Source organism: Vibrio sp. D417a (genome assembly GCF_030248595.1).
In the GTDB taxonomy this organism is placed as follows: Bacteria; Pseudomonadota; Gammaproteobacteria; order Enterobacterales; family Vibrionaceae; genus Vibrio; species Vibrio alginolyticus.
In genome coordinates this window covers 71,777-88,562 of sequence record NZ_JAHGAM010000018.1, presented here as the reverse complement: position 1 = coordinate 88,562, position 16,786 = coordinate 71,777, and the positions used below count along the sequence as shown (strand labels likewise).

Here is a 16,786-nt window from a genome sequence, read left to right as displayed (position 1 = left end):
ACTCTCCTTTTGTGACGTTTCGTCAAATTAAAAAACTAAAAAAACAGCAAATGCTGTAAATAACCAGACAAACTCGACATGCAAACTTTAGATCGAATGAATTTGGCTACATAAGTTAGTTTTTAGTAACTTCCTATGCTTCTCGTGATCATTGGCTGAACGCCAACCTTCGAGATTTAATGACGATTCGTCACAATAGTGCGATAAAAAGCCAACCATAACGTCAGATTGGCCTTTCCAGTTTATTAGCGATTCACTGACTCTAAATAAGCAAGCTCTTCACTAAATAACTCCTGCTCCACTCGACGCCAGGTTTTACGGTAGTCCCATTCTGTAGATAAAGGCGACCAACCTAAACCATCAAGTAACATATTCGCGTTGTGCAGTACTGAGAATGGGTCTTGAATTCGCTGAATACATCGACTGTTCGATGCATTTTGCGCCAAAGCGTTTGAACCGAATGCAATAGACCAGTTGGCGAATACAATAGCATCAGAACCAATTGCGGGAGAAAACTTAAGATCACCACATTCTACCGCATTGTTCACCAGCGCATCAGCACCATCTATTACTTGTTCTTCCAAGTTATTCAGTTCATTCACACGTTTAGGCGAAGCCTTCTCTAAAACCCAAGGCGTCTTTGCAACAATCGCACAAGTTGATAGTACTGGCTCCATACGAGCGTAAATACGATAACCTACATGCATCGCAATGATTTTTTCTCTGGTATTGCCATTAAATTTGGCGGTACGTTCGAAAAATATTGCTTCGCTTTTCAGCGAATGAATACAAAGCGCAAGAATCACATCTTCTTTGCTGCAAAAATGATTGTAGATCGTCCCTTTAGAATAAGGGCTTGACGCTGTAAGCTTGTCCATCGTTAAGTTGGCAAAGCCTTGCTCTTGAACTAAAGACTTAGCCAATTGAATAAGCTCTATCTCACGATCAGCAATCGCCTGTTGCTTTTTTGTTAGCCCTGAAGACACACGACATCCGTCTTGCTTGCTATATTTTTTACAGCGAAAGTTAAACATAATCCTTTGATCCGTATACCAACACACTCCCAATAATTGTAACACGATTCTTTAATACAGGAACGCAACCAAAGTTGACGAACCGTCATAAATGACACTTCGTCATAATAGATCAAAAAACAAACATTTCAAGTATGAATTTATAATTAGAAGATAAATAGCTACCAATTATGCATACCCAAGTAGCTACAGGATGCTTGGTTCAACGAGAATGGTTTCTTTGTAGAGGAAGCGAGAGAGGCTTTGGGAGGAACAACGAAGGAAATCAGCATGTTAAAAATAACGAAAGTAGATGCTGAACAGGTATTATTCGAAATAAGCCCAACACACTTTAAGTCTGAATTAAGAGCAAACACCGCTGAATGCCCTACTTACAAAGTATTTGCTGTCTTAGGCTTTTTCTTTTGCAACGCCCTTTCAGAAACTCTCTTCAAAAAAGGCTCAAAATCTATATAGATAGGCTTGGCTTATCACCTGCAGCTGCGATGGCATAACGAATATCATCAATAAATCGCCCCTCTGTCTCAATAATGCCGTCAGAGAATGTGACTGGCTGATGTGGCCCAGCAAGTAGAACAATATTAGTAAAATCAGAGACATTAAAGTTCTCTGCTACAACATTTTTGGAATGAAAATCAATGACGGTCTTTGCAACTTGATCTTCCAGTAACAAAAGCTGTTCTTCAGTAATTTTCATACGCGCCAAAGCAACGCGAACACACTTATCGTGGGTAGTCGTCTGCTCTTTTATGATTTCGGTATATTTGTCGTTGAGCTTGGAGTTCTCTGCATAGCTATAATATAAAGGCCCGTGCAGCGTTATATTTTTATCTTCATCAACGTAAACGAGATCCAACAACTCTAATGCTTTTAAGTAATCAGACATGCTCTGCTCAGACAAGTCATACTTTTTCTTTAAAATAGAATAACCGTCTTTACCTCGAAGCATTCTCAATTCACGATAAAAGTCGTAAAGGTGAGGGAATTGAAAGAATACCTCATCCTGCGTACGACTAAAGTAATCCTCGTCTTCACCTTGCAATTGATTTGCGAGCTTTTGTAGTTCATCTAACGTGCAATCAACCGCTCTACAATATTCCAGCAACTTATCTAAAGCGAGATTCGTGCTTGTAAGATGTCTCTTAAAGGTAGATAGTGGCATACCCATTTTCTCAGATAGCTCTCGATATGTTAGCCCTTTTGTTTTAATCGCTTGGCGTAATGCGGCTAGCAAGTATTCGGGAGTCAGATCTCTCATCTACAATTCCTTTTGGCAATGTTACAACTGTATAGTATTTGTAACAATTTAGAACCGCTTGGCAAGGTATAAGTTCATATTTTTATAAGAAAAACATGAATTAATATACTGAAAGGAGGATTCACACAACAAATGAAAAATTCAATATGAATTCAATTTCATTATAGGTATAAAATAATATGCAAAATAAAAGTAAAGCAATCACTCTAAATTATCGTGATTAATTTTAATAGTAACGTAAAGTTGAGAATATAAATCCATTCGCTCTGCAAAAATCTAGAATAATTAACCTAAAAGGAACAGAACGGTAAATGCATAATAATTCACCGCTCTCTATTAGCATTTTTGCAATGCTATTCAAGTAGACTAGTCCGCTAGTTTCACTGCAGTACCAAATGCCAAAATTTCCGAAGAACCATCTACGATTGAGCTTGTGGTAAATCGAATCCCTACAATTGCATCGGCACCTTTAGATTCAGCGTCCGCCACCATGCGCTGTATAGCAATATCACGCGCGTCGGTCATCATTTCCGTGTAACCACGAATTTCGCCGCCAACACCGCCATGAGGTCACGGCCAATATGCTTTGATTGAACAACATTACCAGTTACAACCCCTCTGATTTCAGAGATCTGCTTGCCAGGAATGCTTTCGGTCGTTGTGTAGATCATTTTTAATCCCTTATAAACGTAAAAATTTATACCCAAGCTACCTTATAACTAACATAAGATGCTAACCAATAAATTGAGAAGACTGATAAACAATACTCTAAATAGCCAAGCTAAAAGTCATTTGGGTATAAATTTTAGCAATAAAAAAGGAGAGCTAATGCTCTCCTTCTCTTAATCCTAAACTGCTAATTAAAGAGCAGCTTTCGCTTTTTCAACTAGAACTGCAAATGCAGCTTTGTCGAATACTGCGATGTCCGCAAGGATCTTACGGTCGATCTCGATAGATGCTTTCTTAAGACCGTTGATGAAACGGCTGTAAGATAGACCATTTTGACGAGATGCCGCATTGATACGTGCAATCCATAGTTGACGGAATTGACGTTTCTTAGCGCGACGGTCACGGTAAGCGTATTGACCAGCTTTAGTAACTGCTTGGAAAGCTACGCGGTAAACACGTGAACGCGCACCGTAGTAACCTTTAGCTTGTTTTAGAACTTTCTTATGACGTGCACGAGCTTGTACACCACGTTTTACGCGAGGCATTATGCTTCTCCTAAACTAAACGATTGATAACTAAAAAGAATTAAGCGTATGGCAACATACGGATTACTGCAGCCACTTCACATTTTGGAAGGATTGCATTTGGACGTAGTTGACGCTTGTTCTTAGTAGTACGCTTAGTCAGGATGTGACGTTTTGTAGCGTGCTTGTACTTAATACCACCAGCAGTTTTCTTAAAACGCTTAGCAGCACCTTTGTTGGTTTTCATCTTAGGCATGATGAATAACTCCGCATTGAGTAGGTTTAATAAACAACGTAATTAGGGCGAACAAAACCCAGCTGTTATGCCTTTATCGAAAGGAAAGCGGCTAGGTTTTAATTACTTGATGAGCCGTTAATTACTTCTTTTTAGGGGCTAGCACCATGATCATCTGGCGACCTTCAATCTTCTTAGGGAAAGATTCAACTACAGCAATTTCTGCAGTATCTTCCTTAAGACGATTTAGAACGTCAACACCGATGTCTTGGTGTGCCATCTCTCGGCCACGGAAGCGAATTGTTACTTTCACTTTGTTGCCTTCTTCAAGGAAACGCGTCAGGTTGCGTAGTTTTACCTGATAGTCTCCAATATCAGTTCCAGGACGGAATTTTACTTCCTTGATCTGGACCTGCTTTTGCTTCTTCTTCTGCTCTTTAGCAGTTTTGCTCTTCTCGAAGAGGAACTTACCATAGTCCATCACACGACAAACAGGTGGCTCGGCGTTAGGACTGATCTCAACGAGATCCATACCAGCTTCTTCAGCAGCTGCAATGGCTTCTTGAATCGATACAACACCAACTGATTCACCGTCAGCGCCTGTTAGTCGAACTTCACGAATACCACGAATTTCACCGTTGATACGGTGCGGGTTTTGTTTTACCGGCTGTTGGCCACGTCTTCCGCCTTTAATAGCTTATTCCTCCAGATTGAGCTTACGGCTAGAGATCTCGTCTTGGATGTATGCAATAAAATCATCCACTTTAAATTTACCAAGATCTTTACCTTTACGAGTACGCACTGCAATTTCGCCAGCTTCCATTTCTTGGTCACCAACAACAAGCATATACGGTACACGCTTCAAAGTATGTTCGCGGATTTTAAAGCCAATCTTCTCATTTCTCAAGTCCGCTTTAGCTCTAATTCCACTTTTTTGTAGTTTTTGTACTATTTCTTGAACATAACCTGACTGTTTATCAGTAATGTTCATAAGAACTGCTTGTTCTGGCGCCAACCAAGTTGGGAAGAAACCAGCATATTCTTCGATAAGGATACCGATGAAGCGCTCTAGTGAACCTAGAATCGCACGGTGAATCATTACCGGTACAAGACGTTCATTGTTTTCACCTACATAAGTTGCACCTAAGCGACCTGGTAGGTTGAAGTCTAGCTGGACAGTACCACACTGCCACGCACGGTCTAGACAATCGTATAGTGTGAATTCAATCTTAGGACCGTAGAACGCACCCTCGCCTTCTTGAATTTCGTATGGGATATCCATCGATTCAAGAGACTGCTTCAATGCTTCTTCAGATTGATCCCAGATTTCATCTGAACCTACACGTTTCTCTGGACGAGTAGACAGTTTCACTACGATGTTGTCGAAACCAAATGTTTGGTACGTATCGTACACCATCTTGATACAGTTTGTTACTTCTTCTTGAATTTGGCTCTCAGTACAGAAAATGTGAGCGTCATCCTGAGTAAAGCCACGTACACGCATAATACCGTGTAGTGCACCAGATGGTTCGTTACGGTGACATGAGCCAAACTCAGCCATACGTAGCGGTAGGTCGCGGTACGATTTTAGACCTTGGTTGAAGATCTGTACGTGACCTGGACAGTTCATTGGCTTAATCGCGTATTCACGGTTCTCAGAAGAAGTTGTGAACATTGCATCAGCGTATTTGTCCCAGTGCCCAGAGCGTTCCCAAAGAACACGGTCCATCATAAGTGGACCTTTCACTTCTTGGTAACCGTACTCATCTAGCTTAGCGCGGATGAATACTTCTAGATCACGGAAGATAGACCAACCATTGTGATGCCAGAACACCATACCCGGTGCTTCTTGCTGCATGTGGAATAGGTCTAGTTGCTTACCAATCTTACGGTGATCACGCTTCGCCGCTTCTTCTAGGCGAGTTAGGTGCGCTTTCAGTGCTTTCTTGTCGTGGAAAGCCGTACCGTAGATACGTTGAAGCATTTTGTTGTCGCTGTTACCACGCCAGTAAGCACCTGCAACATTCAGCAAAGTGAAGTGTTGACAGAAGCTCATGTTAGGAACGTGAGGACCACGACACATGTCGATGTATTCTTCATGGTGGTAAAGGCCTGGACGATCATCACGAGATACGTTTTCGTCTAGGATTTCCACTTTGTATGGTTCGCCACGTGATTCAAACGTATCACGCGCTTCCTGCCAGCTTACTTTTTTCTTAACCACTTCGTACTTGGTTTTCGCTAGCTCTTTCATACGCTTTTCAATCTTTTCAAGATCTTCTTGCGTTAGAGATTCGTCTAAGTCGATATCGTAGTAGAAGCCATTGTCGATGGTTGGACCGATCGCCATTTTAGCTTGAGGGTAAAGCTGCTTAAGAGCGTGACCAAGAAGGTGAGCACAAGAGTGACGAACGATTTCTAGACCGTCTACTTCATCTTTAACTGTGATGATTTCAAGGCTTGCGTCTTCTTCAATTAGATCACATGCATCAACGCGGTTACCGTTTACACGACCAGCGATAGTTGCTTTTGCAAGACCAGGACCGATCGATTGCGCAACTTCCATAGTAGAAACTGGGTTGTCAAATTGACGCTGACTGCCGTCAGGAAGAGTAATAATAGGCATGCTATGTCCTTTACAGTGGTGTTGCACACCAAGCAACACATGTTATTCAAATTAGAAGCTATTTGTTGAAAATAGTTGAGAGTCAATAAAGGCCTCTCGGTAACACGAATACCGGACCGTTATCGAAAATGGGATTGTACCTAGCTCACATTTAGAATGCAAAGCGCGATTTTGTTTTGTCATAAGAACTTAACCGCAGACCCATCACGACAATCTGATCATGCTTTTTAAGAGACCGCATAACTTGTAAACGGAATTGCCCCTCAATGAACTTACACAACAAATTACAATATCGCCTATTACGTTTGAACCGATACAAAGCCTAACACGCTTGGCGAGAGCTCAACGTGCGATTTAGGTATATAGTTGTTTTATTGAGTAGTTTGTATGTAGGTATTCATCATGGTCTATTTCAAATCGCGCTTTATGGTGCTTCTAAGCGCCTCGATATGTTCTTTGCAAGCCTTCGCATCAAATGACTTATATGGCCCGCTGCGTTCTTACGCACAATCCCCAATGCAAGTGGTTAGTCACACCAACATACTACGTTCAGGACACAGTCTGCCCTCTGGTTTTGTCGAAGCCTATGGTTCGGGAACCGTGGCAAGTGTTTGGGCTCATACTGATGAATACGCACTGGATTATTACCACAATCAAATCGAATTAGGCAGCAAATGGCAAGTCAGCAACCGTTGGCAGTGGGAGCTCAACTATCGATGGGTCTTTGCCGCTGACAACCATTTAGATGGACTGACGAAAAGCTTCCATAAACTTTTCGGTATCGGACAAAATGGGCGGGATAAAGTAGACAGAGATCGTTTTTACATTTCAATGCCGCAATATAATGTGCTTGAAGATGATTTCGAAGGACAAACACTAGCCAATAACCTATCTACTTACTTACAGTATCAAGTGTTCCAAAATGAACATCACGGCCTATCGATTGGCGGCAGTTTGTATTTTAACGATGTGGTTCACGGCACTTTTCAAGGTAGCAGTTTCGAGCAAGGCTTCCAATTGAACTACAGCTACTTAAGTGATGCTCATGCATTTTATTCGATGATTGGCATGACTTTTCGCTCGGATGACCGTGCCTTGCTCGATCTGCCCTATCGACATAATACGATTGCCATTGCGGGTGGGTACCGTTATGCCTTAGAAGATAACCATCACCTGATGTTGGAATATCATTGGTATCAAGGGTCAACAGAAGGGCCCACAGAGTTTGCTGATGCCTCTAATGAACTGGTATTGGGCTATCGATATCTAATGGAAAATTCAGCGCTTGAGTTTTTAGCCGTAGAGAACGCAAGAAACATGGATAACAGTACCGATATCGCTTTCACAATAGGATATCGGTACATATTTTCATCAAGGTGATGAGAGCTATAGATTTAGCGTTGGTGCAACTGCGGCTGCGACTTGAGCATCGGTTGCATTGATCGGCAACGTAAACGAGCGATATTGGTCACCAGCCAAGCTGAGCGAACGGTCAATCTCTGCCAAACAATGCATGACCTGCCCTTCCAGAATAAAAGAGAGCTCAATTTCTTTTGATGAGATAAAGCCGCTGTTACGGAACTCTAGCTCTTGATAAATACCAGAGCGAGAGGCAAACGAGCCACCGCGCAAAAAGCCTTTTTCAACATCGGCTTTAACCATAGTGAAGCCAGCTTGCTCGATCGCTTGAATAACCCGAGATGCTACTGGTAGTGGTTTCACTTCAATATAGTCACGATCACGCGGATCAATTGCAAAATCAATATCTAACGTCGTCTCAACCCAAACATGACATTGATTCTTAAGTGCGCTAACCGCAGTAATTGGCGTTTCATCATGCAATTTTAGCTCAAACGGAACCTGCTTTTCTTCATTAGGTTGAATCACAAAAGGGTCAACTGCTTTCAATTGATCAATAGTGAACGTTTGGTAACTTACGCTATCATCCACTTCGACTTTCATTTCCGTGTTCAATTTAATCGTAATAGCATCAATTTGTTGTTCGACGTCTCCGCCTTTGATATGAACATGCCCTTTCAGCGTCGCTCCTTGAAACACGCTCATTTCGTCCAAAATGGTATCTACTTTTGCAGAGCCGATCCCCAGTGATGCTTTCAATTTTTTAAACATACTTTTCCTTTTTTAGCGATTTTTCTTCTAATAATCGTTTGTTTACACAATTGTTTTCTGCTGTGCAAGCAATAGACCACAAGAAAATGTTTGAATTCAATCATCAATCCAAATAATACTCAGCAGCAAGAGTCATTCAGCTCTGCAATAGGATTGCTCGGTCACTAAGCGGTACATTCGTCGAGAAATGTTTGCAATTTGTACCTAAATTAAGCAGTATTTGTATAGTCAAATAAAGGAAAATGATTATGTCTGCACCACTCTACATTCAAATTAAACAATTTATCCTGGATAAAATTGAGGCTGGAGAGTGGGTAGTTGGTCATCGCATCGCCACCGAGATTGAGCTTACCGAGCAATTTGGTGTCAGTAGAATGACAGTGAACAAAGCAATTCGGGATTTAGTTAATGAGGGCCGATTACAACGTCGCCCACGCTTAGGCACGTTCGTGTGTGATCCTGGTGAAAAGTCAGAATCTCCCCTGCTAGACATTCGAAACATTGCCGAAGAAGTCAGCGATAGAGGGCGAAAGTATGGCAGTAAAGTGCTCAAACAGATTGCTATAAAAGCAGATGACAACATTGCGACAAAACTCGGCGTTATGTTAGGCACGACAGTGTTTTACAGTGAAATTATTCACTATGAAGACCAAACGCCGATTCAATTGGAGCTCCGCTGGGTGAATAGCCAATATGCCCCGAGTTATTTAAATCAAGACTTCACACAAATCACTCCAAATCAATACCTGTCAGATAATTGCCCACTCAGCGCGATAGAACATACTGTAGAGGCAATTGTGCCTGAAAGCCGTATTAAGCAAGACTTAAAAATGCAAGCCAATGAACCTTGCCTTCTCTTGAATCGCAGAACGTGGAGCCAAGATAAGTTAGTCAGTACCGCCCTACTTTATCACCCTGGTAACAAATATAAGCTGAGCTCAAAAGTGCTCATTTAAGGACAAGATTTGTCCTCTAGATCTACGTTTTGATCACATTTTAGCAACATCAATCTTGTCAGTATTCTTATTTTGCTCTATTTATTTGTATATACATTTAATGATACAAATAAACACAGGGACACAAACATGGATTTGCTGATTGAAAACGCACGTCTAGTTACCATGCAATCGGGAGAATGCGGATACCTTCCAACGCCTCCAGCGCGCATTGGTATTCAATCTGGAAAAATCGTTGCGATCAGTACTTGTGCCATTGGTGAAGACGCGCCACAAACCAAGTCCCTGTTGTCTGCCCAACATTACGCTCAGAGTATCGACCTTCAAGGCAAGTTAGTTCTGCCAGGTTTGATCGACTGCCACACTCATCTTATTTACGCGGGCAATCGTGCCAACGAATTTGAAATGCGCTTAAACGGCGTGCCATATCAAGAAATTTCCAAACAAGGCGGTGGGATACTTTCAACGGTGCATGCGACGCGTTCAGCAACCGAAGCGCAATTAGTTGAGTTAGCGTTGCCACGTTTAGACGGGCTACTCGCGAGCGGCGTCACTTCTGTCGAAGTGAAATCAGGCTACGGATTGACACTGAATGATGAAATAAAAATGCTCCGTGCAGCCAAAATGCTTGAACAAGAGCGCAAAGTTAAAATCACCACTACACTTCTCGCCGCTCACGCCATTCCGCCAGAGTTCCAAGGTCGTGCAGATGATTATATTGAGCACATTTGTCAGGACATAATCCCTGTTGTCGCAAAGGAAGAATTAGCTACGAGTGTCGATGTTTTTTGTGAATCGATTGGTTTCAATCTTGAACAAACAGAAAAAGTGTTTGTAGCTGCAAAACGCCACGGCTTAAAGGTTAAAGGGCATACTGAGCAACTTTCTAATCTCGGTGGTACAGCCCTCACTGCGCAATACAACGGTCTGTCAGCGGATCACATCGAGTTTCTAGATGAGCAAGGTGTTAAAGCACTTGCTCGATCAAACACCGTCGCCACTCTATTGCCTGGCGCTTTTTATTTTCTAAGAGAAACTCAGTTACCACCGATTGAGTTGTTGAGAGAGCATAACGTGCCGATGGCAATTGCTACGGACGTCAACCCAGGTACATCACCATTTTCTGATCTCACACTCATGCTGAATATGGCGTGCACGCTATTTCGCCTTACACCGCAAGAAGCACTGCGTGGTGTAACGCAACATGCAGCCAAAGCTCTGGGTTATCAAAACTCACGTGGCGAAATCAAAGTAGGGTTTGATGCGGACTTCTCTATCTGGGATATCGAAAGCCCTGCGGATTTAAGCTATCAAGTCGGAGCAAAACGTCTGGTAGGTCGTATAGTAAATGGTGAATACATTTCACACGGAGGCCAATAATATGTCTCAATTCGACCTACACTCTCCCCTATTTCATTGGCAAGGCCGTCATGATGCCGAGGACGGCAAGCTTGGTCAGCGAATTCATCACGTTGTTCAACGCCAAAAAGCAGATGAGTTGAGTGCCGTTGCGCATGGCGTCTCATTACTCGGTTTTGCTACCGACGCTGGCGTTGCGAGAAACAAAGGACGCATTGGCGCGAAAAAAGCGCCAGACTTAATCCGACGAGCACTCGCTAATTTAGCATGGCACCAAGACGCCCCACTATATGACTTAGGTACTGTGGTGTGTGAAGACGACTTACTGGAAGAGAGCCAAGCTCTATGTGCAGCAACCATTTCAAGCGCACTGCCCCATACGCCAGTCATCGTGCTAGGTGGTGGGCATGAGATTGCGTGGGCCTCGTTTTCCGGCTTAGCGGAATATTTTAAAGCGCACCATCCAGAGAAGAAGCCTAAAATCGGCATTATTAATTTCGATGCGCATTTCGATTTGCGCGCATTTGAGAGCAACCTCACCGACATAAGACCAAGCTCTGGCACCCCCTTCAACCAAATTCATCATTTTTGCCAACGCAACGATTGGGACTTTCATTACGCTTGTATTGGTGTAAGCCGCAGTAGCAACACTAAAGCGCTATTTGAAAAAGCAGATGCGTTAAATGTTTGGTATGTAGAGGACAATCAGCTCTGCTACCTAAACCACAGTTATCACTTAACTCAGCTTCAGCATTTTATTGACGACTGTGACTACCTCTATTTGACCATTGATCTGGATGTATTTCCTGCCGCAACCGCACCTGGAGTCAGCGCACCAGCAGCTCGGGGTGTGAGTTACGACACTATTGCACCCTTTTTAGATCGAATTCTTCATTACAAAAATAAGCTAATGCTGGCTGATATCGCCGAATACAACCCAAATTATGACGTCGATAGTCAAACAGCACGATTAGCTGCCCGTTTGTGTTGGGATATCGCCAACGCGATGGCGGAAAAACAGCACAAACCATAATGCATCCCAGATGCCACTGATTATTACGACCAAGCAAGTACTTGGTCATCACGAGAAACTAAAGGAGTCTGAAATGACACAGCGCCAGGGACAAGATCCACGACTTGATACAAGCAGAACAATTCGTGCACCTCACGGAGATAAACTGCGCGCAAAATCTTGGCTAACCGAAGCCCCTCTTCGTATGCTGATGAACAACCTTGATCCTGATGTTGCAGAACATCCACATTCACTGGTTGTATATGGCGGCATTGGCCGAGCAGCGCGAAACTGGGAATGTTACGACAAGATTGTTGAAGTACTTGAAAGGCTCGAAGATGACCAAACGCTTTTAGTTCAATCAGGCAAGCCTGTTGGTGTTTTCCCTACTCATAAAAATGCCCCACGCGTGCTTATCGCAAACTCAAACCTTGTTCCGCATTGGGCAAACTGGGAACACTTCAACGAGCTAGATAAACAAGGCTTGATGATGTACGGCCAAATGACCGCTGGCAGCTGGATATACATTGGCTCGCAAGGTATCGTACAAGGCACATACGAAACGTTCGTATCTGTTGCAAAAAAACACTTTGACGGTGACGCAAATGGCCGTTGGATTCTAACGGGTGGTCTTGGTGGCATGGGTGGTGCTCAACCTCTCGCTGGTACAATGGCGGGCTTCTCCATGATTGCAGTAGAGTGTGATGAATCACGTATCGATTACCGCCTACGTACAGGCTATGTCGATAAGAAAGCGACTTCTTTAGATGAAGCGCTAGCTATCATTAAAGAGTCAGACACACCAGTATCGGTTGGTCTACTAGGTAATGCAGCAGACGTTTTCTCTGAGCTGGTAGAACGTAATATCACGCCTGATGTAGTAACAGACCAAACGTCTGCACACGACCCGCTCAATGGCTATTTACCACAAGGCTGGAGCATGTCTCACGCAGCAGAAATGCGTTTGCAAGATGAAGCAATGGTCGTAAAAGCAGCGAAAAAATCCATGGCTGTGCAAGTTCAAGCGATGTTAGAGCTGCAAAATCGCGGCGCCGCAACACTCGACTACGGTAACAACATCCGCCAGATGGCCTTGGAAGAAGGCGTAGAAAACGCATTCGATTTCCCTGGCTTCGTTCCAGCCTACATTCGTCCTCTATTCTGTGAAGGTATCGGTCCTTTCCGTTGGGCTGCTCTCTCTGGCGATCCTGAGGACATTTATAAAACCGACCAAAAAGTAAAAGAGCTAATTCCAGATAATCCGCACTTACATAACTGGCTAGATATGGCTCGCGAACGCATCCAGTTCCAAGGTTTACCTGCGCGTATTTGCTGGGTTGGTCTTAAAGATCGTGAGCGTCTTGGTCAAGCATTCAACGAAATGGTGAAAAATGGCGAACTTAAGGCGCCCGTTGTCATTGGTCGAGACCACTTAGACTCTGGCTCTGTAGCAAGCCCGAACCGTGAAACCGAAGGTATGATGGACGGTTCTGACGCCGTATCAGACTGGCCATTATTAAACGCGCTACTCAACACGGCGGGCGGCGCAACTTGGGTTTCACTGCACCACGGTGGTGGCGTAGGTATGGGCTTCTCGCAACACTCAGGTATGGTTATCTGCTGTGACGGCAGTGAAGATGCCTCACAACGTATTGCCCGCGTGCTGCATAACGACCCAGCAACAGGCGTGATGCGTCATGCTGATGCGGGATACGATATCGCTAAACAATGTGCAGCAGAGCAAGGGCTAGATTTGCCAATGCTCAACGAAGAACTGAAGAAGCTCAAGTAAGGATGAAAGAGATGTTAAATTTAACGCTAAAGCCGGGTCATATTAGCTTAAACGAACTACGCCAAGTGAGCCGTTCACCAGTCAACCTTACTTTGGATCCTGAAGCCATTCCGGCCATTGAAGAAAGCACACAGGTCGTAGACCGAGTCATCGCGGAAGATAGAACAGTTTACGGAATTAACACTGGTTTTGGGCTATTGGCTAACACACGAATAGCACCAGAAGATTTAGAAACACTGCAACGCAGTATCGTTCTTTCTCATGCGGCAGGTATCGGTGAGTTTATGTCAGATGAAACGGTTCGTCTGATGATGGTATTAAAAATCAATAGTCTGTCTCGTGGCTTTTCTGGGATTCGCCTAAAAGTCATTAATATGCTGACCGACCTAGTCAACGCACAAGTTTACCCTTGTGTACCTAAAAAGGGCTCTGTTGGCGCATCAGGTGACTTAGCTCCTCTAGCCCATATGAGCACTGTATTACTGGGAGAAGGACAAGCTCGCCACAACGGTAAAATCATTTCCGGGCAAGAAGCATTAAAAATCGCAGGTCTAGAGCCTATCACTCTGGCGCCAAAAGAAGGCTTAGCGCTACTAAATGGGACTCAGGCATCAACAGCGTTCGCATTGGAAGGCCTGTTTATCGCGGAAGACCTTTTCGCGTCAGCAACCGTTTGTGGTGCAATGTCTGTTGAAGCCGCTCTCGGCAGCCGACGTCCATTCGATCCGCGCATTCACCGTGTACGTGGTCATCGCAGCCAAATGGACGCAGCACTCGCATACCGTCATTTGTTGGACACATCGAGTGAAATAGGTGATTCGCACACTAGCTGTGAAAAAGTACAAGACCCGTATTCTTTGCGCTGTCAGCCTCAAGTGATGGGTGCGTGTTTACAGCAAATCCGCAATGCGGCGGAAGTATTGCAAGTAGAAGCGAACTCCGTATCAGATAATCCGTTGGTGTTTGCTGAAGATGGTGACATCATCTCTGGCGGTAACTTCCACGCGGAGCCTGTTGCAATGGCAGCCGACAACCTAGCACTTGCGATTGCCGAGATCGGCAGCTTGTCTGAGCGTCGTATGGCATTACTTATCGATAGCGCGCTATCAAAACTACCACCGTTCTTAGTCGACAATGGTGGTGTGAACTCTGGTTTCATGATTGCTCAGGTGACCTCTGCTGCGTTAGCAAGTGAAAACAAAACACTCGCTCACCCAGCGTCAGTAGACAGCTTGCCAACATCTGCAAACCAAGAAGATCACGTGTCAATGGCAACATTCGCGGCTCGCAGATTGAAAGAAATGGGCGAAAACACTCGCGGTATTCTGGCGGTAGAATACCTCTCAGCAGCACAAGGCCTAGACTTTAGAGCACCAAACAAGTCCTCTGAGCGTATTGAGATTGCGAAACAAATGTTGCGTGAAAAAGTATCGTTCTACGATAAAGATCGCTACTTTGCTCCAGACATTGAACAGGCAAATACTCTGCTTAAGCTGGCTATCCACAACACGCTCATGCCAGAGAGCTTGTTACCAAGTGTTCAATAACCAAGCATAACTGGCATTTCATCGAATAAACAGATAATGACTTGAAGGCTCTACGTTCAGCGTGGAGCCTTTTTACATACGATTAAACATGTTGATGGCACTATTTATGAACGCCAGTCTACTTTGATGGCTATACTTTAAAAGATAGGCGAGCGAAAAGGTCGTTGTTTATTGTTTTCACAAATAAAAGCGTTGCTAAAGTATGCGTTTTTAACGGTTTATCCGCCGAAATAGTGTCTTATTGTTAGGATACGGTGAAGTTTTCACTGGATGGACCATTGCTACGCAGATATTCGCATATAATCCCACACAGTTTTGGTTACTACGTAAAAATTATGTTTCTAACACCTTATTTTTCAAACACTAATCACCAGTTTCAGTTCACTCGCGAACAAGCAAGCCACTTTGCAAAACGTGTCGCAGGTGACTACAACCCAATTCATGATGAAGACAACAAACGCTTTTGTGTCCCTGGGGATTTACTTTTCGCAGTGCTCCTTAGTAAAGAAGGCGTTAGCCAAAAGATGCGTTTTAACTTCTCTGGCATGGTAAACGATGGTGTAGCACTTCATATTGAAAATAAGTGTGACAAAGAAAGCGCTGTTGTTGACGAGGCAGGTAAAGAATACTTACACATGTCCCGTGAAGGTGAAACTAACCACGATCCGGCATTTATTGAGCATGTAGTGACAAATTACGTGCAATTTTCTGGTATGAACTTCCCTCACATCATGGTTCCTCTTATGGAAGAGAAGCAAATGATGATCAACTGCCAGCGTCCATTAGTTATTTATGAAAGTATGGAAGTCGAATTTTCACGCTTAGACCTTACGCATCCAGAGGTGGATTTCACTGGCGCAACATTCGACGTAGAAGGAAAACGAGGTGTAGTCACCTTAAACTTTGCGTTCAAAGAAGACGGTGAAGTCGTTGGCAAAGGTATTAAGCGCATGGTTGCAAGTGGCTTGAAGCCATATGACCAAGAAGCGGTTGACGACCTTGTACGCCGCTTTAATGAACGTAAGGATGCATTCCTAGCAAAGTTCGTTAAGGCAGCCTAGTCGACTGCCCTATCAGAAGCGCACAAAAAACGTGTTTACTAAAAGAAAGCCCAACGTCGACCGTTGGGCTTTCTTTTTATGTCTCATCCAAACAAAACTAAACGCAATGCTTAGAGCCAACGACGAACATGGTTTTTATAATCCACATACTCTTCACCAAACAATCGCTCTAAAACGCGTTCCTCAGGCTTGATTTGAAACCGATTCATATAACTGACAAATATCACGCCACAAAGCACCACACTCAAGTGCTGCCACCACAAACCAGTTGCTATGATTAGAAGCAATAATGCCGTGTACATAGGGTTGCGTGAAAAGGCAAACACACCAGTTCTTACAACAGAAGATGCCGCTTCAGGTTTTACTGGGTTTACTGTGGTTTTTACTTTGCGAAATTCATACACACCAGCAATGCCCATGTAACCAGACAACAAAGTTAATACACCTACTACAAATTCAACAAAGGGTACTCGAATGTTCATGCTCGGCGTCAAAACTTTAAGTCCATACATCAAAAGTATGACTAACAAAAACACCACAACAGGTGGGACTTTGAGTTCAAGTTTTCTCAAGATTCATATCC

The 16,786-nt window shown here is 43.6% G+C and carries 16 protein-coding genes and 1 pseudogene; 8 read left to right on the top strand and 9 right to left on the bottom strand.

Translation table 11 applies throughout. From position 1 onward, the window contains the following. Window positions 1-245: 245 nt before the first annotated feature. Entirely contained in the window at window positions 246-1,034 is a 789-nt protein-coding gene (locus KI742_RS17540) for a TetR/AcrR family transcriptional regulator (RefSeq protein WP_005377913.1), read from the bottom strand. Window positions 1,035-1,304: 270 nt separating this feature from the next. Here KI742_RS17540 and KI742_RS17535 point away from each other — a divergent pair, with 270 nt between their 5' ends. Further along, window positions 1,305-1,490: a hypothetical protein gene (locus KI742_RS17535; RefSeq protein WP_031780965.1), complete on the top strand. Its 186-nt coding sequence runs from the start codon at window positions 1,305-1,307 to the stop codon at window positions 1,488-1,490. On the opposite strand, the gene KI742_RS17530 is transcribed toward KI742_RS17535, so the two are convergent. The 6 genes and pseudogenes from KI742_RS17530 to thrS all read right to left on the bottom strand — a co-directional run bounded on the left by KI742_RS17530 (window position 1,483) and on the right by thrS (window position 6,346). After that, window positions 1,483-2,292: a helix-turn-helix domain-containing protein gene (locus KI742_RS17530; RefSeq protein ID WP_005385480.1), complete on the bottom strand. Its 810-nt coding sequence runs from the start codon at window positions 2,290-2,292 to the stop codon at window positions 1,483-1,485. The genes KI742_RS17535 and KI742_RS17530 overlap by 8 nt on opposite strands. Window positions 2,293-2,658: 366 nt before the next feature. Then, window positions 2,659-2,963, bottom strand: a pseudogene (locus tag KI742_RS17525) (heavy metal-binding domain-containing protein). A 189-nt stretch (window positions 2,964-3,152) separates the two neighbouring features. Then, complete coding sequence (gene rplT, locus KI742_RS17520) at window positions 3,153-3,506, bottom strand: 50S ribosomal protein L20 (RefSeq protein WP_004727974.1); 354 nt, start codon at window positions 3,504-3,506, stop codon at window positions 3,153-3,155. Window positions 3,507-3,546: 40 nt separating this feature from the next. Next, the gene (rpmI, locus tag KI742_RS17515; protein ID WP_005377932.1) at window positions 3,547-3,741 is read right to left on the bottom strand and encodes a 50S ribosomal protein L35; all 195 of its coding nucleotides are present in this window, start codon (window positions 3,739-3,741) and stop codon (window positions 3,547-3,549) included. Window positions 3,742-3,862: 121 nt separating this feature from the next. Further along, window positions 3,863-4,414 (bottom strand): translation initiation factor IF-3, encoded by a 552-nt coding sequence (infC, locus tag KI742_RS17510; RefSeq protein WP_080276913.1) that lies wholly within the window; start codon window positions 4,412-4,414, stop codon window positions 3,863-3,865. 3 nt (window positions 4,415-4,417) lie between these two features. After that, window positions 4,418-6,346, bottom strand: a complete 1,929-nt coding sequence (thrS, locus tag KI742_RS17505; protein ID WP_005395892.1) for a threonine--tRNA ligase — start codon at window positions 6,344-6,346, stop codon at window positions 4,418-4,420. 402 nt (window positions 6,347-6,748) lie between these two features. On the opposite strand from thrS, the gene KI742_RS17500 reads away from it, so the two are divergent. Then, the gene (locus KI742_RS17500) at window positions 6,749-7,726 is read left to right on the top strand and encodes a DUF3187 family protein (RefSeq protein WP_285384801.1); all 978 of its coding nucleotides are present in this window, start codon (window positions 6,749-6,751) and stop codon (window positions 7,724-7,726) included. Between the two features lie 6 nt (window positions 7,727-7,732). Here the strand turns inward: KI742_RS17500 and KI742_RS17495 are convergent, their stop codons facing one another. Continuing rightward, the gene (locus tag KI742_RS17495) at window positions 7,733-8,476 is read right to left on the bottom strand and encodes a sporulation protein (RefSeq protein ID WP_017821818.1); all 744 of its coding nucleotides are present in this window, start codon (window positions 8,474-8,476) and stop codon (window positions 7,733-7,735) included. Window positions 8,477-8,724: 248 nt separating this feature from the next. On the opposite strand from KI742_RS17495, the gene hutC reads away from it, so the two are divergent. The 6 genes from hutC (at window position 8,725) to KI742_RS17465 (ending at window position 16,203) form a co-directional block, all read left to right on the top strand. After that, on the top strand, window positions 8,725-9,432 hold the full coding sequence (gene hutC / locus KI742_RS17490) for a histidine utilization repressor (RefSeq protein WP_017634851.1): 708 nt from the start codon (window positions 8,725-8,727) through the stop codon (window positions 9,430-9,432). A gap of 129 nt (window positions 9,433-9,561) precedes the next feature. Further along, complete coding sequence (gene hutI / locus KI742_RS17485) at window positions 9,562-10,812, top strand: imidazolonepropionase (RefSeq protein WP_203345818.1); 1,251 nt, start codon at window positions 9,562-9,564, stop codon at window positions 10,810-10,812. 1 nt (window position 10,813) lies between these two features. After that, entirely contained in the window at window positions 10,814-11,824 is a 1,011-nt protein-coding gene (gene hutG / locus KI742_RS17480; RefSeq protein ID WP_053350426.1) for a formimidoylglutamase, read from the top strand. A gap of 73 nt (window positions 11,825-11,897) precedes the next feature. Continuing rightward, the gene (gene hutU, locus KI742_RS17475) at window positions 11,898-13,595 is read left to right on the top strand and encodes a urocanate hydratase (protein WP_025998636.1); all 1,698 of its coding nucleotides are present in this window, start codon (window positions 11,898-11,900) and stop codon (window positions 13,593-13,595) included. Window positions 13,596-13,606: 11 nt separating this feature from the next. Further along, entirely contained in the window at window positions 13,607-15,142 is a 1,536-nt protein-coding gene (hutH, locus tag KI742_RS17470; protein WP_285384800.1) for a histidine ammonia-lyase, read from the top strand. A 335-nt stretch (window positions 15,143-15,477) separates the two neighbouring features. Next, on the top strand, window positions 15,478-16,203 hold the full coding sequence (locus tag KI742_RS17465; RefSeq protein WP_017821813.1) for a DUF3581 domain-containing protein: 726 nt from the start codon (window positions 15,478-15,480) through the stop codon (window positions 16,201-16,203). 110 nt (window positions 16,204-16,313) lie between these two features. Here the strand turns inward: KI742_RS17465 and KI742_RS17460 are convergent, their stop codons facing one another. Then, window positions 16,314-16,775 carry an isoprenylcysteine carboxylmethyltransferase family protein gene (locus KI742_RS17460; protein ID WP_005377951.1) on the bottom strand — a complete coding sequence of 154 codons (462 nt, stop codon included), beginning with the start codon at window positions 16,773-16,775 and terminating at the stop codon, window positions 16,314-16,316. Window positions 16,776-16,786 lie beyond the last annotated feature (11 nt).